The sequence below is a fragment of the Kosakonia sp. S57 genome, from assembly GCF_016516575.1.
GTDB lineage: Bacteria > Pseudomonadota > Gammaproteobacteria > Enterobacterales > Enterobacteriaceae > Kosakonia > Kosakonia cowanii.
The window spans coordinates 1-25450 of record NZ_JACVUL010000036.1; the positions used below are offsets into that span (position 1 = coordinate 1).

At 56.6% G+C, this 25450-nt stretch carries 22 protein-coding genes; 10 read left to right on the plus strand and 12 right to left on the minus strand.

Annotated elements, in window-relative coordinates; genetic code table 11:
• Positions 1-285: 285 nt before the first annotated feature.
• Complete coding sequence (locus IAE48_RS23285) at positions 286-1878, minus strand: ABC-F family ATPase (protein WP_023481823.1); 1593 nt, start codon at positions 1876-1878, stop codon at positions 286-288.
• 207 nt (positions 1879-2085) lie between these two features.
• Here IAE48_RS23285 and ldtB point away from each other — a divergent pair, with 207 nt between their 5' ends.
• Complete coding sequence (gene ldtB, locus IAE48_RS23290; protein ID WP_023481393.1) at positions 2086-3006, plus strand: L,D-transpeptidase; 921 nt, start codon at positions 2086-2088, stop codon at positions 3004-3006.
• A 179-nt stretch (positions 3007-3185) separates the two neighbouring features.
• Here the strand turns inward: ldtB and IAE48_RS23295 are convergent, their stop codons facing one another.
• The 9 genes from IAE48_RS23295 to mntR form a co-directional block, all read right to left on the minus strand.
• A complete protein-coding gene (locus IAE48_RS23295; RefSeq protein WP_200135707.1) occupies positions 3186-3902 on the minus strand; it encodes a GntR family transcriptional regulator in 717 nt (238 codons plus the stop codon).
• A 16-nt stretch (positions 3903-3918) separates the two neighbouring features.
• Positions 3919-5238 carry a PTS sugar transporter subunit IIC gene (locus tag IAE48_RS23300; protein WP_200135708.1) on the minus strand — a complete coding sequence of 440 codons (1320 nt, stop codon included), beginning with the start codon at positions 5236-5238 and terminating at the stop codon, positions 3919-3921.
• Between the two features lie 23 nt (positions 5239-5261).
• On the minus strand, positions 5262-6638 hold the full coding sequence (locus IAE48_RS23305) for a glycoside hydrolase family 1 protein (RefSeq protein ID WP_094420403.1): 1377 nt from the start codon (positions 6636-6638) through the stop codon (positions 5262-5264).
• A gap of 200 nt (positions 6639-6838) precedes the next feature.
• Entirely contained in the window at positions 6839-7879 is a 1041-nt protein-coding gene (locus IAE48_RS23310; protein WP_200135709.1) for an aldo/keto reductase, read from the minus strand.
• A 100-nt stretch (positions 7880-7979) separates the two neighbouring features.
• Entirely contained in the window at positions 7980-9503 is a 1524-nt protein-coding gene (locus IAE48_RS23315; RefSeq protein ID WP_200135710.1) for an efflux transporter outer membrane subunit, read from the minus strand.
• A gap of 1 nt (position 9504) precedes the next feature.
• Positions 9505-11076 (minus strand): DHA2 family efflux MFS transporter permease subunit, encoded by a 1572-nt coding sequence (locus IAE48_RS23320; protein WP_200135711.1) that lies wholly within the window; start codon positions 11074-11076, stop codon positions 9505-9507.
• Positions 11073-12182 (minus strand): HlyD family secretion protein, encoded by a 1110-nt coding sequence (locus IAE48_RS23325; protein ID WP_200135712.1) that lies wholly within the window; start codon positions 12180-12182, stop codon positions 11073-11075. The genes IAE48_RS23320 and IAE48_RS23325 overlap by 4 nt, the downstream gene beginning before the upstream one ends.
• Before the next feature lie 101 nt (positions 12183-12283).
• Positions 12284-13393 (minus strand): anion transporter, encoded by a 1110-nt coding sequence (locus IAE48_RS23330; protein ID WP_200135713.1) that lies wholly within the window; start codon positions 13391-13393, stop codon positions 12284-12286.
• Entirely contained in the window at positions 13390-13860 is a 471-nt protein-coding gene (mntR, locus tag IAE48_RS23335; RefSeq protein ID WP_023481508.1) for a manganese-binding transcriptional regulator MntR, read from the minus strand. Before mntR ends, IAE48_RS23330 begins: the two co-directional genes overlap by 4 nt.
• Before the next feature lie 186 nt (positions 13861-14046).
• On the opposite strand from mntR, the gene mntS reads away from it, so the two are divergent.
• Both mntS and IAE48_RS23345 read left to right on the plus strand, forming a co-directional pair.
• Complete coding sequence (mntS, locus tag IAE48_RS23340; RefSeq protein WP_054804083.1) at positions 14047-14178, plus strand: manganase accumulation protein MntS; 132 nt, start codon at positions 14047-14049, stop codon at positions 14176-14178.
• 277 nt (positions 14179-14455) lie between these two features.
• Positions 14456-16045: a phosphoethanolamine transferase gene (locus tag IAE48_RS23345; RefSeq protein WP_200135714.1), complete on the plus strand. Its 1590-nt coding sequence runs from the start codon at positions 14456-14458 to the stop codon at positions 16043-16045.
• 68 nt (positions 16046-16113) lie between these two features.
• Here the strand turns inward: IAE48_RS23345 and ompX are convergent, their stop codons facing one another.
• Positions 16114-16629, minus strand: coding sequence for an outer membrane protein OmpX (gene ompX / locus IAE48_RS23350; RefSeq protein ID WP_023481426.1), 516 nt, complete (start codon positions 16627-16629; stop codon positions 16114-16116).
• Between the two features lie 358 nt (positions 16630-16987).
• On the opposite strand from ompX, the gene rhtA reads away from it, so the two are divergent.
• The 6 genes from rhtA to ybiO all read left to right on the plus strand — a co-directional run bounded on the left by rhtA (position 16988) and on the right by ybiO (position 23609).
• A complete protein-coding gene (gene rhtA / locus IAE48_RS23355; RefSeq protein ID WP_200135715.1) occupies positions 16988-17878 on the plus strand; it encodes a threonine/homoserine exporter RhtA in 891 nt (296 codons plus the stop codon).
• A 294-nt stretch (positions 17879-18172) separates the two neighbouring features.
• The gene (gene dps / locus IAE48_RS23360) at positions 18173-18676 is read left to right on the plus strand and encodes a DNA starvation/stationary phase protection protein Dps (protein ID WP_023481476.1); all 504 of its coding nucleotides are present in this window, start codon (positions 18173-18175) and stop codon (positions 18674-18676) included.
• 368 nt (positions 18677-19044) lie between these two features.
• Positions 19045-19791 (plus strand): glutamine ABC transporter substrate-binding protein GlnH, encoded by a 747-nt coding sequence (gene glnH, locus IAE48_RS23365; RefSeq protein WP_076769592.1) that lies wholly within the window; start codon positions 19045-19047, stop codon positions 19789-19791.
• A gap of 86 nt (positions 19792-19877) precedes the next feature.
• Positions 19878-20537: a glutamine ABC transporter permease GlnP gene (gene glnP / locus IAE48_RS23370; protein ID WP_023481646.1), complete on the plus strand. Its 660-nt coding sequence runs from the start codon at positions 19878-19880 to the stop codon at positions 20535-20537.
• Positions 20534-21256, plus strand: coding sequence for a glutamine ABC transporter ATP-binding protein GlnQ (gene glnQ, locus IAE48_RS23375; protein WP_023481528.1), 723 nt, complete (start codon positions 20534-20536; stop codon positions 21254-21256). The genes glnP and glnQ overlap by 4 nt, the downstream gene beginning before the upstream one ends.
• Positions 21257-21371: 115 nt before the next feature.
• Positions 21372-23609, plus strand: coding sequence for a mechanosensitive channel protein (gene ybiO / locus IAE48_RS23380; RefSeq protein ID WP_200135716.1), 2238 nt, complete (start codon positions 21372-21374; stop codon positions 23607-23609).
• Here the strand turns inward: ybiO and rlmF are convergent.
• Positions 23599-24534: a 23S rRNA (adenine(1618)-N(6))-methyltransferase RlmF gene (gene rlmF, locus IAE48_RS23385; RefSeq protein ID WP_200135717.1), complete on the minus strand. Its 936-nt coding sequence runs from the start codon at positions 24532-24534 to the stop codon at positions 23599-23601. The genes ybiO and rlmF overlap by 11 nt on opposite strands.
• Positions 24535-24628: 94 nt before the next feature.
• Between rlmF and IAE48_RS23390 the strand changes: the two genes are divergently transcribed.
• Complete coding sequence (locus tag IAE48_RS23390; RefSeq protein ID WP_094420414.1) at positions 24629-25243, plus strand: flavin reductase family protein; 615 nt, start codon at positions 24629-24631, stop codon at positions 25241-25243.
• Positions 25244-25450: the final 207 nt, after the last annotated feature.

Below are 25450 nucleotides of genomic sequence, written 5' to 3' on the forward strand. Positions count from 1 at the left end.
AAAGCAGTAACGATCCCGTAGGCCGGATAAGCGTTTACGCGCCATCCGGCATCTGCTCCTTTGCCGGATGGCGGCTTCGCCTTATCCGGCCTACAAAAGCAGAGCGATCCCGTAGGCCGGATAAGCGTTTACGCGCCATCCGGCAATGTGTTCCTTTTATTTACCTAAGTATTTCGCGTTGCAGGAAGGCGGCAAACCTGAGTATCCCCGGGAGCTTACTGAAGTAAGTGACCGGGGTACGACGGTGCAGCCAACGCACCTGCGGCGTGAAAGACGACGGTAAATTTATTCGATACCTTTGGTACGCAAATAATCTTCATAGTTACCGGTGAAATCGACCACGCGCTGCGGCGTAATCTCAATCACGCGGGTTGCCAGTGAGCTTACAAATTCACGGTCGTGCGAGACGAAAATCAGCGTGCCCTGGTACATCTCCAGCGCCATGTTCAGCGATTCGATTGATTCCATATCCAGGTGGTTGGTCGGTTCGTCCATCACCAGAATATTCGGTTTTTCCATCATCAGCTTGCCGAACAGCATACGGCCCTTCTCGCCCCCGGAGAGCACCTTCGCCGGTTTCTTGATATCGTCCTGGCTGAACAGCAGACGACCCAGGATGCTGCGTACCGCCTGCTCGTCGTCGCCCTCTTGTTTCCACTGGCTCATCCAGTCGAACACCGTCAGGTCGTTATCGAAATCCGCCGCGTGATCCTGCGCGTAGTAGCCGATGCGGGCGTTTTCCGACCACTTCACCGTGCCGCTCTCTGGCGTAAGCTCGCCGACCAAGGTTTTCAGCAGCGTGGTTTTACCGACGCCGTTAGTACCGAGGATAGCGACTTTCTCGCCCACTTCCATCAGCATATTGAAGTTTTTAAACAGCGGGCCGTTATCAAAGCCTTTCGTCACCTGCTCCACTTCCAGCGCGTTACGGAACAGTTTCTTATCCTGCTCGAAGCGGATGAACGGGTTCTGACGGCTGGAGGCTTTCACCTCGTCGAGCTTGATCTTATCGATCTGGCGGGCGCGGGAAGTTGCCTGACGCGATTTCGAGGCGTTGGCGCTAAAGCGGCTGACGAAGGATTGCAGCTCGGCAATCTGCGCTTTCTTCTTGGCGTTATCCGACAGTAGACGCTCGCGCACCTGGGTGGCAGCAGTCATATATTCGTCGTAGTTGCCCGGGTAGACGCGCAGCTCGCCGTAGTCGAGATCCGCCATATGGGTGCAGACCATGTTCAGGAAGTGACGGTCGTGCGAAATGATGATCATGGTGCTGTCACGCTCGTTCAGCACCTGCTCCAGCCAGCGAATGGTGTCGATGTCCAGGTTGTTGGTTGGTTCATCGAGCAGCAGAATATCGGGGTTAGCGAACAGCGCCTGGGCCAGCAGCACACGCAGTTTCCAGCCGGGGGCAACTTCGCTCATCGGACCGTAATGCTGCTCTACCGGAATACCAACGCCGAGCAGCAGTTCGCCCGCGCGCGCTTCCGCCGAGTAGCCATCCATTTCGCCATACAGCACTTCGAGATCGGCCACTTTATAGCCATCTTCTTCGCTCATCTCGGCGAGGCCGTAAATGCGGTCGCGCTCCTGCTTCACTTCCCACAGCTCGGCGTGACCCATGATCACCGTGTCGAGCACGCTGAAGGCTTCGAAGGCGAACTGATCCTGGCGCAGCTTACCGATGCGCTCGTTCGGATCGAGAGAGACGTTACCCAGCGACGGCTCTAAATCGCCGCCGAGGATCTTCATAAAGGTGGATTTACCGCTCCCGTTCGCGCCGATCAGGCCGTAACGGTTGCCGCCGCCAAATTTGACGGAAATATTTTCGAACAGCGGCTTACTGCCGAACTGCATGGTGACGTTGCTGGTGACTAACACGGCGATATCCTGAAATATGTGACAAACGCCATAGTATGCCACAATTCCGAATTAGATTCTTGCCCGCTGTCAGGCCGCTACACTGCAAACAACGGGAAAAAAGTGTGATTTCGTCAACATCTGAATTCCCTGGACGGGGGAATGCACATATAATGCGCTTCCTGCATTCTCAACCCAACGGCCAGTGTGGCAATAATCTCGCACAACATGAATATGAAATTAAGAACTCTCTTCGCGGCGGCCTTTGCTGTCGTGGGATTTTGCAATAGCGCGTCTGCTGTGACTTATCCGCTGCCGACTGATGGCAGCCGTCTGATCGGTCAGAACCAGGTCGTAACCATTCCTGAAGGCAATAACCAGCCGCTGGAATACTTTGCGGCTGAATACCAGATGGGTCTCTCCAACATGCTGGAAGCTAACCCGGGCATTGACGCCTATCTGCCGAAAGGCGGCACGGTAATGAACGTTCCGCAGCAGCTGATCCTGCCGGATACCGTTCATGAAGGGATTGTGATTAACAGTGCGGAGATGCGCCTCTACTACTATCCGAAAGGCACCAACACGGTGATCGTGCTGCCAATCGGTATTGGTCAGTTGGGCAAAGATACCCCGATTGCCTGGACCACCAAAGTCGAGCGTAAAAAAGCCGGTCCGACCTGGACACCAACGGCAAAAATGCACGCCGAATATCAGGCAATGGGTCAACCGCTGCCGCCGGTGGTACCGGCTGGCCCGGATAACCCGATGGGTCTCTACGCGCTCTATATTGGCCGCCTGTATGCGATCCATGGCACTAACGCCAACTTCGGTATCGGCCTGCGCGTGAGCCACGGCTGTGTGCGTCTGCGTAACGACGACATCAAATTCCTGTTCGAGAACGTGCCGGTCGGCACCCGCGTGCAGTTTATTGATGAGCCGGTAAAAGCGACCACCGAACCGGATGGCAGCCGCTATATCGAAGTTCACAACCCGCTCTCCACCACTGAAGCGCAGTTTACCGGCGGTGAAATCGTGCCGATCGCGCTGACCAAAGCGGTGCAGGCGGTGACCAGCCAGGCTGACGTTGATTCAAGCGTGGTTGACCAGGCGATCCAGAACCGTTCCGGTATGCCGGTACGTCTGAACTGATTCGCGGTCGGTTTGAATGCCGGATGGCGCTGCGCTTATCCGGCCTACAACTGATTTAAAAAGCGGAGCGTCGGCTCCGCTTTTTTTATGTGGGATGGCGGCTACGCGATATGTGGCCTGTAACGGGTTTTGTAGGCCGGATAAGCATCGCGCCATCCGGCAATAAAAGCGGCACTTTTTTATCCGTGGTTAACCACAATCACCCCGCCGTGATCGTAGCGGTAATGGCAATGGGCATACTCCAGCGGCGTGCCATCTTCCAGGTAGATAACCTGTTCCACCTCCAGCACCGGATCGGTCTCATCACAGTTGAGGTACTGCTTATCTTCCTCGCACGGCTTCAGCGCGCGGACAATGCGGTACGACCCCATAATTTTTAGCGCCAGATCGTCCTGCACATAGCGAAACACCGAGCTTTCGAGATGGCTGCGATTGAGCCCCGGCACCAGGTTTACCGGCATCAGTGTGAACTCCAGCGACACCGGTTCACCCTCCAGCAGACGCAGGCGTACAAAGTCATACACCGGCTCATCCGGCCCCACCAGCAGCGAAGCCTGCTCTTTTTCGCTGGCAAAACGCAGATCGAAGCGCACGATCTTGCTCGTCACTTCGCCAACGTTCTCCCAGGTTTTGGTGGCACCAAAATAGTCGCTGCCCGGCAGATCCCAGCGCGACAGCTGGAGGAAGTTTTTGCGGATAAAGGTGCCCTGCCCCTGGCGGGTATAGACCAGCCCCTCAACAATCAGCTGACGCATCGCCTGCTGGATGGTCATGCGGCTGGTATTAAACTCCGCCGCCAGCGCGAACTGGTCCGGCAACGGCGCGCTGGCAGGATACTCCTGGCTGAGGATGCGCCGCTTAATTTCCCGCGCGATGGTGATATATTTTGCCGCCATGACCCGTCCCGGTAATTTAGTCTATCCCATTGTTTCTTAAGGCCACTCTCTCGGCAATTTTGAGGAAAGGCAGGTAGAAGAATACACCAAAGATGATGATTATCAACTGAACCACCACCGCCCGCCAGTCGCCCGCCGTCGCCAGCCAGGCGCTTAAAATTGGTGGCGTAGTCCACGGGATCATCACCACGCAGCGCGCCATCCAGCCCATCGTCGTGCAGAACCAGGCAAACCAAATCCCAAGCGCCGGTAGCAACACAAAGGGGACCATCAGCGGCAGGTTAAAGACAATCGGCAGGCCGAAAATCACCGGTTCGTTGATGTTGAACAGCCCCGGCGAAATGGCCAGCCGCGCCACCTGCTTTGCCGACTGCTGTTTTGCGAAGATAAAGATAGCGATCAGCAGAGAGAGCGTGCTGCCAGTACCGCCAATCATGCCGAAAGTCGGCACAAAAATACTGTTGATGATATGCGGGATCGGCTGGCCGTTGGCAAAGGCGAGCATATTCTCATTGGTGTTAATCAACAGCAGCGGTTCGAGGATCACGCCGTTGACCACCGTCTGGTGAATGCCGAGCGTAAAGAGGAAGTTCCCGAAGCTGTAGATAAACAGCGTGCCCGGCAGGCTGGTGTTGATCTGGCGCAGCGGCTGCTGAATCAGGGTGGTGATGAGATGGATCAAATCCGTATGCAGCAGGTTAGCCAGCAGCGCCGCCACCATCGCGAAGAGCGACAGGGTGATGATGGTCGGGATCAGCGCCGAGAAGGATTGCCCCACCGCCGACGGCACATTATCGCCGAGAGAAATGGAGAAGCGCTTCACGCTGGCGACGCGGATAAACAGCTCCGTCGAGAGCAGGCCGATAATCACCCCGGCGAAAATGCCGGTGGTGCCGATATTGGCAAACGACAGCATCTGCGCAACGCTCACCGTGGTTTTACTCCCCACCGGCACCACATCAAGCTGCATCGGCATCATGATAATAAAGCTGGCAATCGCAATGACCACCGCTGAGACCGGGTTTTCGAAGTTCTTATTGCGCGCCAGCGACCAGGCGGTCATTGGCGCAATTAACAGGGCCGCGATATTCAGCGTGCCGTTAATCACCGCTTCGCCCCACACCTTAAAGCGTGCCAGCGTCTCGCCCTCCAGCACCCAGGGGAAAATGACGTTATTGATCAGCACCGCCAGCCCGGCGAGGATGAAAATCGGCATCACCGCCGCGAACGCATCGCGCAGGGATCGCAGATGCACCTGGTTTGCCAGGCGGGCGGAGAACTCCACGAACTTATCAACGAATAACTGCATTTTCGGCGTGATTTTTGTCTCAGACATTGCGCTGCCCTCTTATCACTGCGTTACATGTCACGCCCGTTGCTACGGATCACCCGTTGCAGCCAGCGGTAACTCTTTTTCGGTACGCGTCGCATATCTTTCAGGTCGTGGTTATCGCGGTTGACGTAGACCACGCCGTAGCGTTTACGCATATCGCCCTGGGAACTGAGAATGTCGATAAGCCCCCAGCCGAGATAGCCAATCACCTGCGCGCCATCTTCAAACATCGCATCCTGCATCGCCTGCAGGTGATCGCGGTGATAAGCAATGCGGTACTCATCATCAATCGGATTGACGCCGTCCCACTCCTCAATCACACCAATGCCGTTCTCAATCGGGAAGACCGGCAGCCGCCAGTCGTTGTAGTAGCGGGTTATGATGGCGCGAAAACCGAGCGGATCGATCTGCCAGCCCCACTCTGTCGCCTCAAGATAAGGGTTGGGCTTGTCGCCTTCGTGCAGGTAGTAGTTGACCGGCGTATCCGTGCCGATGGCGTCGCTGTCCAGCGTTTTGCTGGCGTAGTAGCTAAAGGCCATAAAGTCGTTTTTGACGCGCGCGATCTGCGCCAAATCCTCATCACGGTAGATATCGCCAAAGCCCTCTTTTTCCACCACCGCCATCACTGCCGGGCTGTAGCCCTGCCCGGCGTAGACGCGCAGCAGGTTCTGATTGAGGAATTCGTCATACTGCATGGCGCAGAAGATATCGCGCGGTTTGCAGGTAGCCGGGTAGATTAGCTGGTGCGCCAGCATGCCGCCCATCAGTTTGCCGGGCTGGGTATCGTGCAGATAGTGGGTCAGCAGCACGTGCGCCATCATCACGTGGTGCTGAATCTGGTAAAGCTCGCGCAGAGTTTTCTCGCCCTTCAGGTAGCCACCAACCTGAAACGCGCCGGGCATATGGTAGATATTCTGCTCATTAAAGGTGAGCCAGTACTTCACCTTGCTGCCGAAGCAGTCGATCATCTTCTGGCCGTAGCGCACAAAGGCATCCAGCACGTGGCGATCGACGAAACCGTTGTACTTTTCCGCCAGCGCCAGCGGCATATCGAAGTGATAGAGGCAGACCATCGGCTCAATGCCGCGCGCCAGCAGACCGTCAATAAAACGCGCGTAAAAATCGATGCCCTGCTGATTGAATTCACCATCGCCCTCAGGGCAGACGCGGCTCCAGGCGATCTGAAAGCGGTAGCAGTTCATGCCCAGATCCTGCATCAGGTCGAAATCTTCCTCGTAACGGTGATAGGAGTCGGTGGCGACTTTCCAGTCGGAGGCAAATTCGCTGGCCTCGCGGATATCGTAGACCGACATCCCTTTTCCGCCCTCATTCCACGCCCCTTCGGTCTGCATACTGGAGACGGAGTTGCCCCATAAAAAACCGGTCGGTAATGTTCTGCTCATTGCGCTTTCTCCATGACTAGTCATTTCGTATATATGACTAGTCATATAGCGAATGGCGAAAAAACAGGCAAAGAGAGAAGCGTGGTTTTGTGACGCTTTTCGAAAGAATTGTGTGAAACGGGAGAGATGAGCGGTGCAAAGTGCAGCAGGCCGGATAGCGTTAATGCTTATCCGGCCTGTACTTTATTTCTGAGGGTAAATTACTGCTGATTCAGTTGATTACGGCGATACTCGCCCTGGCGCTCCAGCATCCAGCCGGGGTATTCACGCGGCAGCGCGCTGACGGCATCAAGCTGTTTAAGCTCCTCGTCGCTCAACTGCACCGTGGTTGCAGCGAGGTTATCATCCAGCTGTTCCGGGCGTTTCGCGCCAATGATCACGCTGGTCACCGCCTGCTGGTGCAGCAGCCAGGCCAGCGCGATTTGCGCGACACTGACGCCTTTGCTGTCGGCGATAGTCCGCATCACATCCACGCAGTCGAAGGCGCGATCTTTATTCACCGGCGGGAAGTCAAACTCCACCCGGCGACCGCCCGCTTCGGCTTTGCCGTCGCGGCCATATTTGCCGCTCAGCAGGCCGCCTGCCAACGGGCTCCAGACCATCAGCCCGACATTTTCGCTCTGCATCATCGGCACCAGCTCACGCTCCAGATCGCGTCCGGCAATGGTGTAATAGGCCTGTAGCGAAGCAAAACGCGCGAGGCCCAGGCGCTCAGAGATGCCCAGCGCTTTGGCAATCTGCCACGCCGCCCAGTTGGAGACGCCGATATAGCGCACATGCCCGTGCTGCACCAGCGTATCGAGGGCGTACAGCGTCTCCTCCATTGGCGTCGCCGGATCAAACCCGTGCAGTTGGTAGAGATCGATATGATCGAGTTGCAGGCGCTTGAGGCTCGCTTTCACGCTCTGAATAATGTGAAAGCGCGAACTGCCGCGCGAGTTGACGCCCGCGGTGCCGGTTTCGCCGAAGACTTTGGTGGCTACCACCACATTTTCGCGCGGCACCTTCAGGTTTTTTAACGCCTGACCGGTGATCGCTTCCGAGCGTCCACCGGAGTAAACATCAGCGGTATCAATAAAGTTGATCCCGGCATCGAGAGCGCGACCCACCAGCTCTTCAGCCTGTGCCTGCTGCAGCTGGCCAATTTTGCCCCACATATCCTCCTGACCGCCGAAGGTCATGGTGCCGAGGCAGAGTTCAGAAACAAACAGTCCAGTATTGCCCAGTTTTTTGTAGCGCATGGTAGCGTCTCCTCATCGGTTGTTTGACGCAATCAGTTATACGCTCCGTGCCTGCGCGGCGAATGTGGGGATCCTGCCTGTTTCTTGCCCAATTCTCTGATTATCCGCGCGGCGCGTCGCCAAAGACTTTGTAATCAGGCAGTTGCACGTTCTGGTACGGCTCCCAGCCGCCGCCGAGGGCTTTGTAGAGCGCGACGAGATCGAGGCTGCTCTGCACCCGCGCCTGCTCGCGCTGCTGGCTCGCCTGCGCCAGCTGGCGCTGGGCGTCGAGCACATCGAGGAAGCTGGCAATCCCTTTGCGGTAGCTGTCGCTGGCAAGCGAAAAGGCGTTCTGCAACGCTTCCAGCGTCTTATCGAGGCTCGCTTCACGCTGCTGATCGGCGCGGTAGCTGACCAGCGCATTCTCGACATCGTTCAGCGCACTGAGCACCGTCTGGCGATAATTGAGCACCGCGGCACCCTGCTGCGCACGCGCCAGCTTGACGCTCGACACCAGCCGTCCGCCCTGGAAAATAGGGATCGAGACCTGCGGGCCAAAGCTGTAGAAGTGGCTGCTCCAGTCCGTCAGCCAGTTGGTTTCGCTATTACGCAGACCAAACTGGCCGCTAAGCGTCAGGCTCGGGAAGAGCTGTGCGACGGAGACGCCGATTTGCGCGGTCGCCGCATGCAGCGTCGCTTCCGCTTCGCGCACGTCCGGGCGACGGCGCGCTAAAGTGGAGGGAATGCCGGTTGGCACTACGTCCGGCAAGGCCGGGAGCGGCTGCGTGCCGCGCAGTTCGCTATCCAGCGCACCCGGCGTTTTGCCGAGCAGCACCGCCAGCGCGTTCATCGCCTGGCGCTCCTGCGCCTGATACTGCGGCAGCTGCGCTTCGAGGTTCGCCGCCTGGGCGCGGGCATTCTCCACATCCAGCTGCGGCGATAGCCCGCCCTGCTGGCGGTTTTGCGTCAGGGTCAAGGTCTCCTGCGCACTCTGAATCTGGGTATTCAGTGAAGCAATGATGCTCTGCGCGCCGCGCAGTTGCAGCCAGGCGCGCGCCACTTCCGCTTCCAGCGATACCAGCGCATCGTTGCGCTGCTCAATCGCCTGCTGCTGCTGGGCGGTGGTGGCCTCGACCTGACGGCGCATTTTGCCCCACAAATCCAGCTCCCACTGAGCATCAAAGCTGCCCTGGTAGAGATTGACCGGCTGAGTTAAGGCGCCCAGCGCGCCGCTGACCGCCGGATCGGCATTCTCCAGCTGGCCGTAGACATCATGGGATTTCAGCTCCCCTTCCAGCCCCAGCTGCTGGCGCGTCGCCTGTAGTGAGCCGTTCACCGCTGGCAGAAACGCGCCGCCCGCCTGGTTGATCTGCTCACGGGCACCGGCAATGCGCAGCACCGTCTGTTGCAGGGATAGATTTCCGGCAATCGCCCGTTCAATCAGGCTATTAAGCTGCGGCGAGTTAAAGGTCGTCCACCAGCGCGGATTAACCGCCTGCGGCGTCGCCCGGGATTTTACCGACGCATCACCCGGATCGTTCCAGCGCGCCGGGGTTTGCGGCTGCGCGGGCTGGTAATCCGGCCCGACCGCGCACCCGGCAAGGCACAGTGACAGAAAGGTAACGGGAAAATGACGCCATGCCATATTAATGTGCTCCTGCGCTGCCTTCGCTCTTGATCGGCGAAAGCAATAGACAAAATGGGATCAACAGAACCGCCACCACGCTCAATATGGTGAAGACATCGATGTAGGCCAGAATGCGCGACTGGGCGACCATCGCTTTGTACATCTGTCCAGTGGCGTTCGAGAAGGGATCGCCCGCCAGCCTGGTGAAGTTGCGCACCGACTCCGCCATTGACCGCAGCGCCAGCTGGAACTGCTCATTAAAGGGCGACGTGTGTTCGGAGAGGTGCGACATATGCGCCTGCGAACGCTCGGTGATCGCCGCCGTTGAAAGCGAAATGCCGATCGATCCCGCTACGTTACGGAACATAGTAAACAGCGCCGCCGCATCGGCATTCAGCTGCCGCGGAATGGTGATAAAGGCGATGGTGGTGAGCGGCACAAACAGGAAGCCCAGCCCGATCGACTGCGCACTGCGGAACAGCACCAGCGTTTCAAAGTCGACATCCGGCGTCAGCGAGCGCGTCCACCAGAAGGAGGCCGCCAGGCAGAAGAAGCCGAAGGCGATGATCCAGCGCGTCTGCACCACCGGCATCAGCTTCAACACCAGCGGAATGGTTAACACAATCAATATGGCTCCCGGCGAGAGCACCAGCCCTGACCAAGTAGCGGTGTAACCGAGATCCTGCTGCGCCAGCTGCGGGATCACCACCGAGCTGCCATAGAGGATCATCGCCATCCCGGCCATCAGCAGGCTGGAGACGGTAAAGTTTTTATCAGCCATGCAGCGCAGATCAACCACCGGCTTTTTGGCATACATCAGCCAGTAGATCGCGCCGACAATGCCTACCGCCGTCAGCACCGCAAAGATGCGGGTGAAGTCGGAGTTAAACCAATCCTCATCTTCCCCGCGATCGAGCATTACCTGCAGGCAGCCAAGACCGAGGGCGATCAGGCCAATGCCCGGCCAGTCGATGGAGAGTTTCTGTTTTGATTTACGCTCCCACGGCGGATCTTCCAGCAGCTGGTAGATCGCCAGCACCGTAACGATGCCCACCGGGATATTGATAAAGAAGACCCAGCGCCAGGAGTAGTTATCGGTGATCCAGCCACCCAGCGTCGGGCCAAGCACCGGGGCGACGATAATGGCGATGGAGGAGAGACCAAAGGCTTTGCCGCGATCTTCCGGTTTGAAGTAATCCAGCAGCACCGATTGCTGCGTCGGTTGCAGGCCGCCGCCGAAGAAGCCCTGCAAAATACGAAACAGAATGATCTCCCACAGCTCGGTAGCGATACCGCACAAAAACGAGCAGACGGTGAACATCACAATGCAGATAAGGAAAAACTGTTTGCGGCCAAAGGTACGGCTAAGAAATGCCGAGATGGGCAGCACAATGCCGTTCGCCACCAGGTAGCTGGTCAGCACCCAGGTGGATTCGTCATAACTGGCGGAGAGCGACCCGGCGACGTGCGGCAGCGCCACGTTGACGATGGTGGTGTCGAGGATCTCCATAAACACCGCGAGGGTGACGACCCACGCCACCGCCCACGGGTTACTGGCCGGACGCCAGTTTTCATGACTGTGGTCGGTCATTCCAGCGTAACCTTCGGTTCAACTGAGAGGCCGAGCGGCAGCGGTTTATTCGGGTCCAGCCCCTTATCGATAACGATCTTCACCGGCACGCGCTGAACAATCTTCACAAAGTTACCGGTGGCGTTTTCCGACGGGAAGGCGGCGAACTTCGAGCCACTCCCCTGCTGGATACTGTCGACATGCCCTTCCAGCTCCAGATCCGGCCAGGCATCGACGGTGACCGTCACTTTATTACCCGGACGCATACGCTCCAGCTGCGACTCTTTAAAGTTCGCCGTTACCCACACCTCCTGAGAGACCAGCGAAAAGAGCGCGCTCCCGGCCTGCACCAGCGTACCGTTTTGCACATTACGCTTGGTGACATAACCATCGAACGGCGCGCGGACGTTAGTCCACGAGAGGTTGAGATTAGCGGTTTCCAGCTGCGCTTTCGCCTGTGCTACTTGTTGCTCGCGCGCCTCGACGTTGGTCTCCTGCTGGCGGATCTGCAACTGCACCTGCTCGGCCACTTCCAGCTGCGCCTGCGCGCTGGCAAGCTGCGCCTGGGCACTGCGCAATTGCGCATTAGCGGTATCAATATTTTGTTGGGTGGTCGCGCGGGGATCGACACCGCGTTGACGTTTATAAGCGGCTTCGGCGTTAGCCAGATCGGCCTTCGCTTTCAGTACCTGCGCGCGAGCTTCATCCCGCTGCGCCGGGTACTGCACTTTAGAGAGCGCGAGCTGCGCCTGTGCCTGGTGAAGCTGCGCGGTCGCCAGCCCAAGCTGGGCCTGCGCCTGATCGCGCTGGGCGGTGGCATCGCGCGGGTCGATCACCACCAGCAGATCGCCCTTTTTCACCCGCTGGTTATCTTTTACCCGCAGATCGGTGACGTAGCCCGCCACTTTCGGCGCAATGGTCACCGCATCGCCGTCGGTGAAGGCGTCATCGGTGGTCTCCTGGTTGCGGGTTAATAACCACCACACCAGTGCCACAACAACCATCACCACGACGACAATGCCGAGAATAATCAGCGGCTTCTTTCCGGGGCGTTTGCGGGGTTTGTCGTCTTGCTGCTCTTTTTCGTCGTCCTGAACGTCGTCAGGTTGGGTTCTCTTTTCTGCCATAATCTCGCAACGTTCCTGTCAGGTAACGGCACCGAGGATGCGCCGTTTACTAAACTTAGGCGGTTGCTATACATTTGCCAGGATAAACTGACAAATCAGCACTATATGACTAAGAGTAATCCGTATCCCACCAGCGCAGCCCACACCAACAGCGGCATCGAGTAGAGATGGAAGCGCCACCAGATGCGACGATTGTTTGCCATACGCAGGGCAATAAGGTTCGCCAGCGATCCCGGCAGCAGGCCAAAACCACCGACGTTAACCGCCCAGGCCAGCAATGTATCGGGCGGAACATAGTTGAGCAGCAGAATGGTCGCTGGCACATTGCTGATAAACTGCGACAAACCGATGGCGGTAAGCCATAAGCCCGGCGGCGAAAGCTGGCCGGTGCTGGCAAGCGTCGCGTGCAGCGCTGGCAGCTGCGTCAGCAGATGGACATCAATAAACATGGCGATAAAGACCAGCAGCAGCGTCCAGTCAACGCTGAACACCACCCGGCGCGCCAGGAAGAGAAAACCGACGGCGATAATTGCCAGCCCCCACAGCTCCTGTTTCAGTTCAAGCGCGGTGATAAAGACCAGGTAGAAACCAAGGCAGCTCCAGACCAGCTTCGGTTTCCACTCGCTTGAGCTCTGCCCGCTATGGTAAGTCAGCGCTTTCGCGGAGAAGCAGAACCAGCAGAGCACCAGCAGCGTGGCCATCATGGCCAGCGCCAGCGGTGCCATTTGCCAGATAAAGGCCGGGAAAGAGAGCCCCGAACGGCCCCAAATCAGGATGTTCTGCGGGTTACCAATAGGCGTTAAAAGCGATCCGGCGTTGACCGCCAGCGCTTCAAAGATGATCAGCCGGTTAACCGGGATTTCGCACAGCTTCTTTAGCGTGATGGTCAGCGGCACGACAATAAACAGCGCGACATCGTTAGTCAGAAAGGTAGAGAGCACCGCCGCCGCCAGCACGAGGAAGATCGCCAGCTGACGTTCATGCTGAAAACGGCGCACCATGCGCCGGCCAATCACATCAAAATAGCCACTCAGCTCCACCCCTTTGGTCAGCAGCATTAACCCACTGAGGGTAATAATGGTGTGCCAGTCGATGGCTCCGGGCCACTTCTTTGGCGCAAAGGGCACAAAGAAGCATAGGGCGACGCCGATTAACAGTAACAGGTGGAGAAAGCGGTCACGCGCCAGGGCGCGAATAAAAGGGAGGTTCATTCAGATGGCGTCTCGTGTTGCTGCGTGAAACGACGGAAACATTCAAGGGTCTCTTCGCTGACGTGGTGCTCCATCCCTTCCGCATCGCGCCGGGCGATATCCGGGCTGACGCCTAACACCAGCAGGAAACTCTCAACGATTTGGTGACGCTCGCGGCTCTCCTGCGCCAGCCTCTCCCCTTCGGCGGTGAGAAAGACGCCGCGCCATGGGATCTGCTCAATAAGACCGACCGAGGCGAGCCTTTTTAACATCTTCGCCACCGTGGGCTGCGACACGCCGAGGCGCGCGGCCATATCCACCTGGCGGGCTTCCCCCACTTCGCGGATCAGATCGGAGATGAGTTCAACATAGTCATCAATCAGTTCGCGGCGGTGCGCTTCGCGGACCTGGCGGAAACCTTCGACATGCTCTTCGACATTAACCAGCGTCACTTTTTTTATTGTTTGCTTACCTGCGCGACGGTTCATAGTGCTTCCCCTGACGGTGAGACGCTGTGCAGCATCATATAAGAGAGGCGCATTGTAAACCATCCGTGAATCAGTACAAAAAATTAACGTATTAGCCGTAGCTATGTAATATAGCCTGTGCTATATCTGTATGTAATGCGTTCACCTTTCATGGATCGAAGGGGTCCTAATCATCAGGAGGTGACAATGAATGAGTTCAAGAGGTGTATGCGCGTGTTTAGCCACTCTCCCTTTAAAGTCCGTTTAATGCTGCTCAATATGTTGTGCGATATCGTCAACGGTAAGCCGCAGCCGAACGAAGATAAACCTACCCACTGATGCGGCGTCGCGGTACGCCGCTTCATTTTTCTGTCATCTTATCGCTTCATACTGACCTGTTTCCCCCAAAATCCGCGTAATTTTGCTGGATTTGCAATCACTCTCGCAAAACAATCTCTTAGCTGCTGTTGACCTTGAACCCGCCGCGCTTTATCTTTGCGCAGCCCTGCACTCAATGCGCACCGCAGACGCGGATCCCCTCCCCCTCTCAGCGCGCTGTCCGGCAGGTTTTGACCCTTACGCCAGGGTGAGCACATGGCGTTTCACGAAATCATCTATGAGCGTAATCCTTAAAGAGTCCGTTGCCCTGCGCGGTCAGTCGATCAATCCGTGGATTGGTTTCTATTTCCTGCAGTCCCTGTTAATTAACTTTGCGCTCGGCTACGAATTCAGCGTGCTGTATGCGGTGGTCTCCACCTGCGCGCTCTGCGTGCTCTGGCGTCATGCGCCGCGCGCGCAAAAAATCTTTCTGACCATCACCACGCTGGTGGCTGCCAGCTACTTTCCGTTTGGTCAGGCTTATGGCGCGCCCAACTTCAACACCCTGCTGGCGCTGCGTTCGACCAATATTGAAGAGTCGTCAGAAATTCTGACCATCTTCCCGTGGTATCACTACGTGATTAGCGTTGGCATTCTCGCGCTGGGCGTGATTGCGCTGCGCCGCAGGGTGCTGGTGCCTTCGACGCCGTGGCTGAAGTGGGACACGCTGGGGGTAATCTTTTGCGTCGCCGCCTACTTTATCGGCCCGGTACAGAACCACTTTCGCGGCTTTGAGTTCCGCCTGATCGACACCGGCGTGCCGGTGCTGCGCTTTGTGCGCGATGTCGCCTACAACTACCACGAAGTGAAGGTGGAAGAGGAGAACATGGCGCAGCTCTCCGGGATGAAAGATACCTGGACGGTCACCGCAGTTAATCCGAAGTATCACGTCTATGTGGTGGTGATTGGCGAGAGCGCGCGGCGCGATGCGCTGGGCGCTTTTGGTGGGCACTGGAACAATACGCCGTTTGCCAGCCAGGTGAATGGCGATCTCTTTACCGACTATGTTGCCGCCAGCGGATCGACACAGAAGTCCCTCGGCCTGACCTTAAACCGCGTGGTCAACGACAAGCCGCAGTATCAGGATAACTTTGTCACGCTGGCGAGCCGCGCCGGTTTCCAGACCTGGTGGTTCTCAAACCAGGGGCAGATTGGCGAATATGACACGGCGATTGCCAGCATTGCGAAGCGTGCCGATGAAGTGCAGTTCCTGAAACGGGGCGACTTTGAAGCGGATAAAAACACCCGCGATGAGGATCTGTTAAAGCTCACCAACCAGGTGCTGAGCGTGCGGCGTAATCAACCGCAGCTGATTGTGCTGCATCTGATGGGGTCGCATCCGCAGGCGTGCGATCGCACCGGCGGCAAGTATAACGAGTTTGTGCAGTCGAAAGAGACCTCCTGCTACCTCTACTCCATCACCCAGACGGACGATCTGCTGGGCAAGATCTACTCCCAGCTGCGCAACAGCGGCGAGAGCTTCTCGATGGTCTACTTCTCCGATCATGGTCTGGCGTTTAAAGAGCGCGGCAAAGAGGTGCAGTATCTCGCCCATGACGACCATTTTCAGCAGAACTTCCAGGTGCCGTTTATGGTGGTCTCAAGTGATGCGACTAAACATCGTCTGATTAAAGCGCGCCGCTCTGCCAACGACTTTTTGAGCTTCTTCTCGCAGTGGACCGGGATTACCGCCACGCAGATCAAAAATGCCTACCCGTTTATCTCGGGAAAAAAAGCGGGGCCAGTCTACGTAACCAACTTTAAGTTACAGAAAGTGGACTATAACCATCTCGGCACCGACCTGTTCGACACGCGCAGCAGCCGTTAACGGTCTATGCTTTTTGCAGGCAAAAAAAATCCGCCCCTTGAGGCGGATTTTTATTATCGCAAAAGCGATTAGAAGCGGTAACCAACACCAGCGATCCAGGTGCCAACGTCAACGCTACGGATACGGCTCTGCTCGTAGGAGAAGTCCAGAGCAACGTTTTCCATCGGGTTGAACTGCAGACCAGCACCGTAAGAAACGCCGTAGTCGCTGGTGTCAGACACTTTAGCAACGTCAGCAGTCTGCTGGAATTTACCGTAGCCAACACCAACTACACCGTAGATGCTCGCCCAGTCATTGATGCGGAAAGCCGGACCAGCAGTGATGCCGTAGTACTGAGCTTTGTTATAAACGCCTTCACCGGTAGTACGATCTTTTTCGGTGTAGGTGAAGGAACCGATAACGCCCAGCGGGTTGTTATCCTGCTCGTAACGGTATTTCAGGTTGAAACCGTTGGTTTTGTTAGCAATACCCTGAGCGTCGCTCTGAGCATAACCGCCGGAAACAGTAGAAGTTGATGCTACTGCGGAACCTGCAGAAACCGCCAGAAGAGCGGCCAGTGCTGAAAGACATGCAATTTTTTTCATAATCCACCTCAAATGTGCTTCAAGAAATCCTGGGTACTACGCATTTAAATATATCAAAAATTATAAGGAAACTCTTTGAGAGAAATAGAGTCTAAAGCGTTCTTTCATGTAACAGAAAGTTTCCGCTTCTTAACAACTCATTCATTAAAAAGCACTTTTCTCAAGAGTCGGACTATTATGGTACCTGTTCTGGAATTCGTTCATCCAGATTATTCTTAAATAAACAGGCCAATAAACGACCGCCCGGACGCCATTATACGGATTTTTTCAGCCCTTTTTACAACCAACCATCAACCGTCTGAATACTATTTCAAGTAGACTGTCGGCTCTGCCTCATTTGACACTTAACGGAGAAGGGATGCCTGTTTTGCCGCGTAAACTGCCGGTGTGGGTACCGGTTATCATTCTGCTTATCGCGATGACCTCGATTCAGGGAGGGGCGTCGCTGGCGAAATCACTCTTTCCTCTGGTTGGCGCGCCCGGCGTCACCGCGCTGCGTCTTGCCCTCGGCACGCTTATCCTGGCGGTTGTTTTTAAACCATGGCGTTTGCGCTTTACCCGTGAACAGCGATTGCCGCTGCTCTTTTATGGTCTTTCGCTCGGCGCGATGAACTACATGTTCTATCTGGCGATCCAGACCGTGCCGCTCGGTGTGGCCGTGGCGCTGGAGTTCACCGGTCCGCTGGCCGTCGCCCTCTTCGCTTCGCGACGGCCAGTTGATTTTATCTGGGTGATCCTCGCCGTGCTGGGGCTGTGGTATCTGTTGCCGCTGGGCCAGGATGTGGCGCATGTTGATTTAACCGGCGCGGCGTTTGCGCTCGGCGCGGGAGCCTGCTGGGCTATCTATATTCTGAGCGGGCAGCGCGCGGGCGAGGATCATGGCCCGGCGACGGTGGCGCTGGGCTCGCTGATTGCCGCTATCGTCTTTGTTCCCCTTGGCGCGTTCCAGGCGGGCGACGTGTTGTGGCACTGGTCGATTTTACCGCTCGGTATTGCGGTGGCGATTCTGTCGACTGCATTGCCCTACTCCCTTGAGATGATCGCCCTCACCCGTTTACCGACGCGTACCTTCGGCACGCTAATGAGCATGGAGCCGGCGCTCGCTGCCGTCTCGGGCATGATCTTCCTCGGTGAGACGCTTGCGCTCCAGCAGGTGCTGGCCTTGATGGCGATTGTGATTGCCTCAATGGGGTCGACATTAACCCTGCGCCGCGAGACCACAATAAAAGAAGTGGATATTGGTAAATAATAATTATTCAGCATGAGATTTCGCTCATGCTGAATATTCATTCATGCCTTTGACATTATTTTTTACGCTTTAAGTAAATTCTTTATTAATTAGAATTATTCTTAGTTATCCACTGTCTCTTTATTAGATTTATCTTACATTTCATTCGATTAGTTGCGCGTTTTCGAAATCGTGACCTATATTTAAATCACGCTATCGAACTGATAGGCATAGCCAAAACCGACGACGGTTAATCTGGTGCTATACTTAGTCCCGGTAATTACCTGGGACACAAACATCAAGAGGATATGGATTATGAGTACCGCTAAACTGGTAAAAACGAAAGCGTCTAATCTGCTTTATACCCGTAACGATGTATCGGACAGCGACAAACAAGCGACCATTGAGCTGCTGAATCGCCAGGTGATCCACTTCACTGACCTGTCTCTGATCACCAAGCAGGCCCACTGGAACATGCGCGGCGCGAACTTTATTGGCGTGCACGAAATGCTGGATCAGTTCCGTACTTCGCTGGTAACGCACCTTGATACCATGGCAGAGCGCGCGGTTCAGCTGGGCGGTGTTGCACTGGGTACCACACAGGTGATCAACAGCAAAACGGCACTGAAAAGCTACCCGCTGGACATTCACAGCGTGCAGGATCACCTGAAAGAGCTGGCCGATCGTTATGCGGTTGTCGCGAACGACCTGCGTAAAGCCATCACCGAAGCGAAAGATGAAGATACCGCAGATATCTTTACCGCCGCTTCCCGCGATCTGGATCAGTACCTGTGGTTTATCGAAGCGAACATCGAATAAGCCAGATCTTTTCGCTATCGCTCTGACCCCTGCGCCTCCGGTGCGGGGGTTTGCACTTTTATGGTGCAACACTTCGCCCCCCTTCCCGCCACAAAGTTACCGCTTCGTAATTATCTCATCACAAAATTGTTAATAAGTGATTGTTTCTCGCCCACGTTGTGCGCTAAATAGCAGCACTGCCGACAATCTCGCGCGAGCGCACCAAAAGAGTGACTCAAAATGGTGCATTGCGGTGTCATTGCTACACTTATTGTGCAACCGGTTAAAGCTTCGCCTTTACAAAACAATAGGTTGTAAACCTGGCATGATTTTTTCATACTGCGTTCATTCTCGCAGGGGCTCGCTCCCCCGATACAAAAGGAAACACTATGAAGTCTGTATTGAAATTCTCCCTGGCCGCACTCGCTCTCGCCTTTGCTGTTTCTTCTCAGGCTGCTGATAAAAAACTGGTTGTGGCTACCGATACTGCATTCGTTCCTTTCGAATTCAAAAAAGGCAATGAGTACGTTGGTTTCGACATCGACCTGTGGGCTGCCGTGGCGAAAGAGCTGAAGCTGGATTATGAACTGAAGCCGATGGACTTCAGCGGCATCATCCCTGCGCTGCAAACCAAAAACGTTGATGTCGCACTGGCGGGCATTACCATTACTGAAGAGCGCAAAAAAGCGATCGACTTCTCTGACGGCTACTACAAAAGCGGCCTGCTGGTGATGGTCAAAGCCGACAACAACGACGTTAAAAGCGCGAAAGATCTCAACGGTAAAGTGATCGCAGTTAAGAGCGGCACCGGCTCCGTGGATTACGCGAAAGCGAATATCAAAACTAAAGATCTGCGCCAGTTCCCGAACATCGATAACGCCTACATGGAACTGGGTACCGGTCGCGCTGATGCGGTTCTGCACGACACACCAAACATCCTCTACTTCATCAAAACCGCCGGCAACGGTCGTTTTAAAGCGGTAGGCGACTCTCTGGAAGCGCAGCAGTACGGCATCGCCTTCCCGAAAGGCAGCGACGATCTGCGTGAGAAAGTGAACGGCGCGCTGAAAACCCTGCGTGAGAACGGTACGTACAACGAAATCTACAAAAAATGGTTTGGTTCTGAGCCTAAATAATTATTAAAAAGTAACAGGTTAAACGTCGGGGGCGGCTTTCGTCCCCGCGCTATTTGTCTCTTCTACGGTATACAGGAATTAATCACATGCAGTTTGACTGGAGCGCCATCTGGCCCGCCATTCCGCTTCTACTGGACGGGGCCAAAATGACCTTGTGGATCTCGATCCTCGGTCTGGCTGGCGGTATCGTTATCGGCCTGATGGCTGGTTTAGCCCGTACCTACGGCGGGTGGATCTCAAACCACGTCGCCCTCGTATTTATTGAAATTGTCCGCGGCACGCCGATTGTCGTGCAGGTGATGTACATCTACTTCGCCCTGCCGATGGCGCTGCCGGATCTGCGCATCGACACCTTCACCGCCGCGGTAGTGACGATCATGATCAACTCCGGCGCATATATTGCCGAGATCACCCGTGGTTCGGTGCTGTCGATCCATAAAGGCTTTAGCGAAGCGGGCATGGCGCTTGGTCTGTCGCGCCGCGAAACCATTCGCCACGTCATTATGCCGCTGGCGCTGCGCCGTATGCTGCCGCCGCTTGGCAACCAGCTGATCATCAGTATCAAAGATACCTCGCTGTTTATTGTTATCGGCGCGGCTGAATTGACCCGCCAGGGCCAGGAGATCATCGCCGGGAACTTCCGCGCGCTGGAGATCTGGACCGCCGTCGGCGTTATCTATCTCATCATTACCCAGGCACTGAACATCGTGCTTCGCCGTCTTGAAAAAAGGATGAAAATCCTGTGATTGAATTTAAAAACGTTTCCAAGCACTTCGGTAAAACCCAGGTGCTGCATGATATCGACCTCAACATTACCCAGGGCGAAGTGGTGGTGATTATCGGGCCGTCCGGCTCCGGTAAATCGACCCTGCTGCGCTGCATCAACAAGCTGGAAGAGATCACCAAAGGCGATCTGATTGTTGATGGTCTGAAGGTCAACGACCCGAAAGTGGATGAGCGCCTGATCCGCCAGGAAGCGGGCATGGTGTTCCAGCAGTTTTACCTCTTCCCGCACCTGACGGCGCTGGAGAACGTGATGTTTGGCCCGCTGCGCGTGCGCGGCACCAACAAAGCGGAAGCGGAAAAGCAGGCGAAAGCGCTGCTGGCGAAAGTGGGCCTCGCTGAGCGCGCCCATCACTACCCGTCCGAGCTCTCCGGCGGCCAGCAGCAGCGCGTGGCGATTGCCCGTGCGCTGGCGGTAAAACCGAAGATGATGCTGTTTGATGAGCCGACCTCGGCGCTCGATCCGGAGTTGCGTCACGAAGTGCTGAAAGTGATGCAGGATCTGGCCGAAGAGGGGATGACAATGGTGATTGTGACCCACGAAATCGGCTTTGCCGAAAAAGTGGCCTCGCGTCTGATTTTCATTGATAAGGGCCGCATTGCCGAAGATGGCAACCCGCAGCAGCTGATTGAGAATCCGCCCAGCCAGCGCCTGCAAGAGTTCCTGCAGCACGTCTCCTGACAGCCAACCCCTCCAGCCGGAGGGGTTTTTCTTTTGCGGATTGTGCGCAATTTTCTCCCGCCCTCCCCCGGCACCTATACTTATCCCTTTGCGGGATTTTCTCACCGGAGGAGCTATGCCGTGGATTTTGTTACTGATTAGCCTGCTGTGCGCGCCGCTTCAGGCCGCGACGATACCCGGCGTTACCGCCGCAACCACCACTCCCACCTCAGCGCAAACCAGCGAACCCGATGTTGAACAGAAAAAAGCGGCCTATGGCGCGCTGGCCGATGTGCTGGAGAATGACGAATCACGCAAAGAGCTGATCGACCAGCTGCGTAAAGTCGCCACCACGCCGCCGCAGGAGCCAGTGCCGGTCATCTCGCCGCCCGCCATTGAAGAGCAGAAAACGGTGCTGGAGAAGGTTACCGAAGTGGCGGATTACTATGGCGAGGCGCTCTCGACCCGTTTTGCCCAGCTGTGGCGCAATATTACCGGCTCGCCGCACAAAGCCTTTAACCCGCAAACCTTCACCAATGCCGCCAGCCACTTCATGCTGCTCGCGGTGCTGGTCTTCGCCTTCTGGTGGACCGTGCGTTTCTGCGTCTCGCCGGTTTACCGCCGCATGGGCGCGTGGGGGCGGCGTAAAAACCGCGACAGCAGCAACTGGCTACAGCTGCCGTCGATGATCGTCGGGGCTTTTATTATCGACATCATGCTGTTGGCGCTGACACTGTTTGTCGGCCAGGTGCTGCGCGCCAATCTTACGGGTGGCAACAGCACTATCGCTTTTCAGCAAAGCCTGTTTCTTAACGCTTTCGCGCTGATTGAGTTTTTCAAAGCGATCCTGCGGCTTATCTTCTGCCCGCGCATTCCCGATCTGCGCCCGTTTCATATTCGTGATGAGACGGCGCGCTACTGGCATCTGCGTTTAAGCGCGCTCAGCAGCCTGATTGGCTATGGGCTGCTGGTAGCGGTGCCGATTATCTCCAATCAGGTGAACATTCAGTTTGGCGCGCTCGCCAATGTGGTGATCATGCTCTGCATTACCCTCTGGGCGCTCTACCTTATTTTTCATAACAAGCGCGAGATCCAGCACAACCTGATCCTGCTGGCAGACCGCTCGCTGGCCTTCTTCAGCCTCTTTATCCGCGCCTTTGCGCTGGTGTGGCACTGGCTTGCCAGCGCCTACTTCATCGTGCTCTTCTTCTTCTCGCTGTTCGATCCGGGCAATAGCCTGAAGTTTATGATGGGTGCGTCATTGAGCAGCCTGGCGATCCTCAGCGTCTCGGCGTTTATCTCCGGCGTGCTGTCACGCTGGCTCGATAAAACCATCACCCTGTCGCCGCAGGTGCAGCGCAACTACCCGGAGTTGCAGAAACGGCTTAATGGCTGGTTATCCGCCTCGATGAAGACCGCCCGTTTCCTGGTGGTCTGCACCACCATCCTGCTGCTGTTAAGCGCGTGGGGGCTGTTCGATTTCTGGCACTGGCTCAATTATGGTGCCGGGGAGAAGGCGGTCGATATTCTGATCCGCATTGCGCTGATCCTCTTCTTCTCCGCCGTCGGCTGGACGCTGCTGGCAACGATTATTGAGAACCGCCTGACATCCGATATTCACGGCCGCCCGCTGCCCAGCGCGCGCACGCGTACCCTGCTGACGCTGTTTCGTAACGCGCTGGCGGTGGTGATCAGCACCATTACGGTGATGATTGTGCTCTCAGAGATTGGGGTGAATATTGCGCCGCTGCTGGCGGGTGCCGGGGCGCTGGGGCTGGCGATTTCGTTCGGTTCGCAGACCCTGGTGAAAGATATTATCACCGGCATATTTATTCAGTTCGAGAATGGGATGAACACCGGCGATCTGGTGACCATCGGCCCGCTTACCGGCACGGTGGAGCGCATGACCATTCGTTCCGTCGGCGTGCGCCAGGATACCGGCGCGTATCATATTATCCCGTGGTCATCGATCACCACCTTCGCCAACTTTGTGCGCGGGATTGGCTCAGTGGTGGCGAACTATGATGTCGATCGTCATGAGGATACAGACAAAGCCAATCAGGCGCTGAAAGATGCGGTGGCGGAACTGATGGAGCAGGAGGAGATTCGCGGTTTGATTATCGGCGAGCCAAACTTTGCCGGGCTGGTCGGGCTGACCAACACCGCCTTTACGCTGCGTGTTACCTTCACCACCCTGCCGCTAAAGCAGTGGACGGTGCGTTTCGCCCTCGACACGATGGTGAAAAAGCATTTCGACCTCGCCCACGTACGCCCGCCGGTGCAGACCTACCAGATGGTGTCGGCACCGGAAGGGATTGGGCAAGCGCAACCGGCGGCGAACGCCGGTACGCCGCCCGCACAACCTACCCTTTAAACCGGCTCTGTGCCCAGCGTTTACGCTGGGCCTCGTCGAGGAAGCTCCAGGCGATAAAGCGGCTCTGCTTCTGCCCCTGCGCCATCTCTTTTTTCACCACTTTAACTGCGCCGACCTGCGTCAGTGCGCGGTAGAGTTCCGGCAAGTTGTCGCCGCGCGACACCAGCGAGGTGAACCACAACACCTGGCGGGCAAACTGCTTGCTCTCGGCAATCATCGTCTTGATAAAGGCCACTTCGCCGCCTTCACACCACAGCTCCTGCTGCTGGCCGCCGAAGTTCGCCGCGTCCGTCACAGCCTGGCCAAGGTTGCGCCGCTTGCGCTCGCTGTTTGCCTGCGCACTCTGCGCCGAGTCATGGAAAGGTGGGTTACAGATAACGGCATCGTAGGACTCATTTTTATGAATGATGCCGGTGAGGATAGCCGCCGTATCTTTCTGGCGACGCAGGCGCACCGCGCGGGTCAGGCCGGGATTGGCCGCAATGATCGCCTGCGCGCTGGCAAAGGCTTCGGCGTTGACTTCACTGCCGGTGAACCGCCAGCCATATTGATGGGCGCCAATCAGCGGATAGATGCAGTTCGCACCGGTGCCGATATCGAGCACGCTGGCCTGCGCCGGAATAGCGCCGTTATCGCTCTCTGCCAGTAGATCGGCGAGATGGTGCAGATAATCCGCGCGGCCCGGCACCGGCGGGCAGAGAAAGCCGTCCGGGATATCCCACTCGCGCACGCCGTAGAAATGCGCCAGCAGCGCCTTATTCAGGGCTTTCACCGCCTGTGGATCGGCAAAATTAACGGTCTCTTCCCCGTTCGGATTGCGCGTGATAAAGGCGCGCAGCGACGGGTTGACGGCGCACAGGGCGTCGAGGTCGTAGCGGCTATGGTGGCGGTTACGCGGGTGCAGACCCGGCTTCTGGGCATTCATGGCATTCTCCTGTTAACAGCGGCGTAAGATACCCGTTGACGCCAGCCGGGTAAATAAGGGAGCCTGAAGAAACTTTTTGCCATCAGGAGACGCTATGTATTTTTATGAGCCCGCGAAAGGCCATGGCCTGCCGCACGACCCGCTGAATGCCATTGTCGGCCCGCGCCCTATCGGCTGGATCGCCTCGCTGGACGGGCAAGGCCGCCGCAACCTGGCACCCTATAGCTTCTTCAACTGCTTTAACTACCGCCCGCCAATTATTGGTTTTGCCAGCAGCGGCTGGAAAGATAGCGTGCAGAATATCGTCGAGAGCAAAGAGTTTGTCTGGAATTTAACCACCCGCGATCTGGCGGTACAGATGAATGAGACCTCCGCATCGCTGGCGCACGGCGAAGATGAGTTTGCCCGCGCCGGGCTGACCCCGGCAGAGAGTCGCCTGGTGCGCGCCCCGCGCGTGGCGGAAAGCCCGGTTAACTTTGAGTGCCGCTTGTCGCAGTGCATCCAGCTCACCGCCGCCGACGGCAGCCCGATTGAGAGCTGGCTGGTGCTGGGGGAAGTGGTGGCAGTGCATATTGATGAGTCGCTGCTCGAAGAGGGGATTTACCAGACGGCGAAGGCACAGCCGGTGCTGCGCGCCGGAGGGCCGTCCGCTTATTACGCTATTAGCGAGGATCAGCGTTTCGATCTGGTTCGCCCGGATAATCGTTAATCAATGCCGCCAGGCTATTATCGACGGCATGCTTGCCGGATGGCCTATTTCTGAAACGGCGTAGGCCGGATAAGCGGGACGCGCCATCCGGCAATGGGCCTAGCATATGGCATTTTGTGGAACGGTTCCGTTCACCAGGCGCTCGGGAGTTTCATCAATCTCTTATGCGGTGAACGGGACAAGGGGGGGACCGCTCCCCCCTTGTCA

What these genes read in the sequence shown, in the direction of transcription:
- ldtB (WP_023481393.1), top strand. Translation starts at nt 2,086, where the DNA reads ATGAATATGAAATTAAGAACTCTCTTCGCGGCGGCCTTTGCTGTCGTG.
- IAE48_RS23295 (WP_200135707.1), bottom strand. Translation starts at nt 3,902, where the DNA reads ATGGCGGCAAAATATATCACCATCGCGCGGGAAATTAAGCGGCGCATC.
- IAE48_RS23300 (WP_200135708.1), bottom strand. Translation starts at nt 5,238, where the DNA reads ATGTCTGAGACAAAAATCACGCCGAAAATGCAGTTATTCGTTGATAAG.
- IAE48_RS23305 (WP_094420403.1), bottom strand. Translation starts at nt 6,638, where the DNA reads ATGAGCAGAACATTACCGACCGGTTTTTTATGGGGCAACTCCGTCTCC.
- IAE48_RS23310 (WP_200135709.1), bottom strand. Translation starts at nt 7,879, where the DNA reads ATGCGCTACAAAAAACTGGGCAATACTGGACTGTTTGTTTCTGAACTC.
- IAE48_RS23315 (WP_200135710.1), bottom strand. Translation starts at nt 9,503, where the DNA reads ATGGCATGGCGTCATTTTCCCGTTACCTTTCTGTCACTGTGCCTTGCC.
- IAE48_RS23320 (WP_200135711.1), bottom strand. Translation starts at nt 11,076, where the DNA reads ATGACCGACCACAGTCATGAAAACTGGCGTCCGGCCAGTAACCCGTGG.
- IAE48_RS23325 (WP_200135712.1), bottom strand. Translation starts at nt 12,182, where the DNA reads ATGGCAGAAAAGAGAACCCAACCTGACGACGTTCAGGACGACGAAAAA.
- IAE48_RS23330 (WP_200135713.1), bottom strand. Translation starts at nt 13,393, where the DNA reads ATGAACCTCCCTTTTATTCGCGCCCTGGCGCGTGACCGCTTTCTCCAC.
- mntR (WP_023481508.1), bottom strand. Translation starts at nt 13,860, where the DNA reads ATGAACCGTCGCGCAGGTAAGCAAACAATAAAAAAAGTGACGCTGGTT.
- mntS (WP_054804083.1), top strand. Translation starts at nt 14,047, where the DNA reads ATGAATGAGTTCAAGAGGTGTATGCGCGTGTTTAGCCACTCTCCCTTT.
- IAE48_RS23345 (WP_200135714.1), top strand. Translation starts at nt 14,456, where the DNA reads ATGAGCGTAATCCTTAAAGAGTCCGTTGCCCTGCGCGGTCAGTCGATC.
- ompX (WP_023481426.1), bottom strand. Translation starts at nt 16,629, where the DNA reads ATGAAAAAAATTGCATGTCTTTCAGCACTGGCCGCTCTTCTGGCGGTT.
- rhtA (WP_200135715.1), top strand. Translation starts at nt 16,988, where the DNA reads ATGCCTGTTTTGCCGCGTAAACTGCCGGTGTGGGTACCGGTTATCATT.
- dps (WP_023481476.1), top strand. Translation starts at nt 18,173, where the DNA reads ATGAGTACCGCTAAACTGGTAAAAACGAAAGCGTCTAATCTGCTTTAT.
- glnH (WP_076769592.1), top strand. Translation starts at nt 19,045, where the DNA reads ATGAAGTCTGTATTGAAATTCTCCCTGGCCGCACTCGCTCTCGCCTTT.
- glnP (WP_023481646.1), top strand. Translation starts at nt 19,878, where the DNA reads ATGCAGTTTGACTGGAGCGCCATCTGGCCCGCCATTCCGCTTCTACTG.
- ybiO (WP_200135716.1), top strand. Translation starts at nt 21,372, where the DNA reads ATGCCGTGGATTTTGTTACTGATTAGCCTGCTGTGCGCGCCGCTTCAG.
- rlmF (WP_200135717.1), bottom strand. Translation starts at nt 24,534, where the DNA reads ATGAATGCCCAGAAGCCGGGTCTGCACCCGCGTAACCGCCACCATAGC.
- IAE48_RS23390 (WP_094420414.1), top strand. Translation starts at nt 24,629, where the DNA reads ATGTATTTTTATGAGCCCGCGAAAGGCCATGGCCTGCCGCACGACCCG.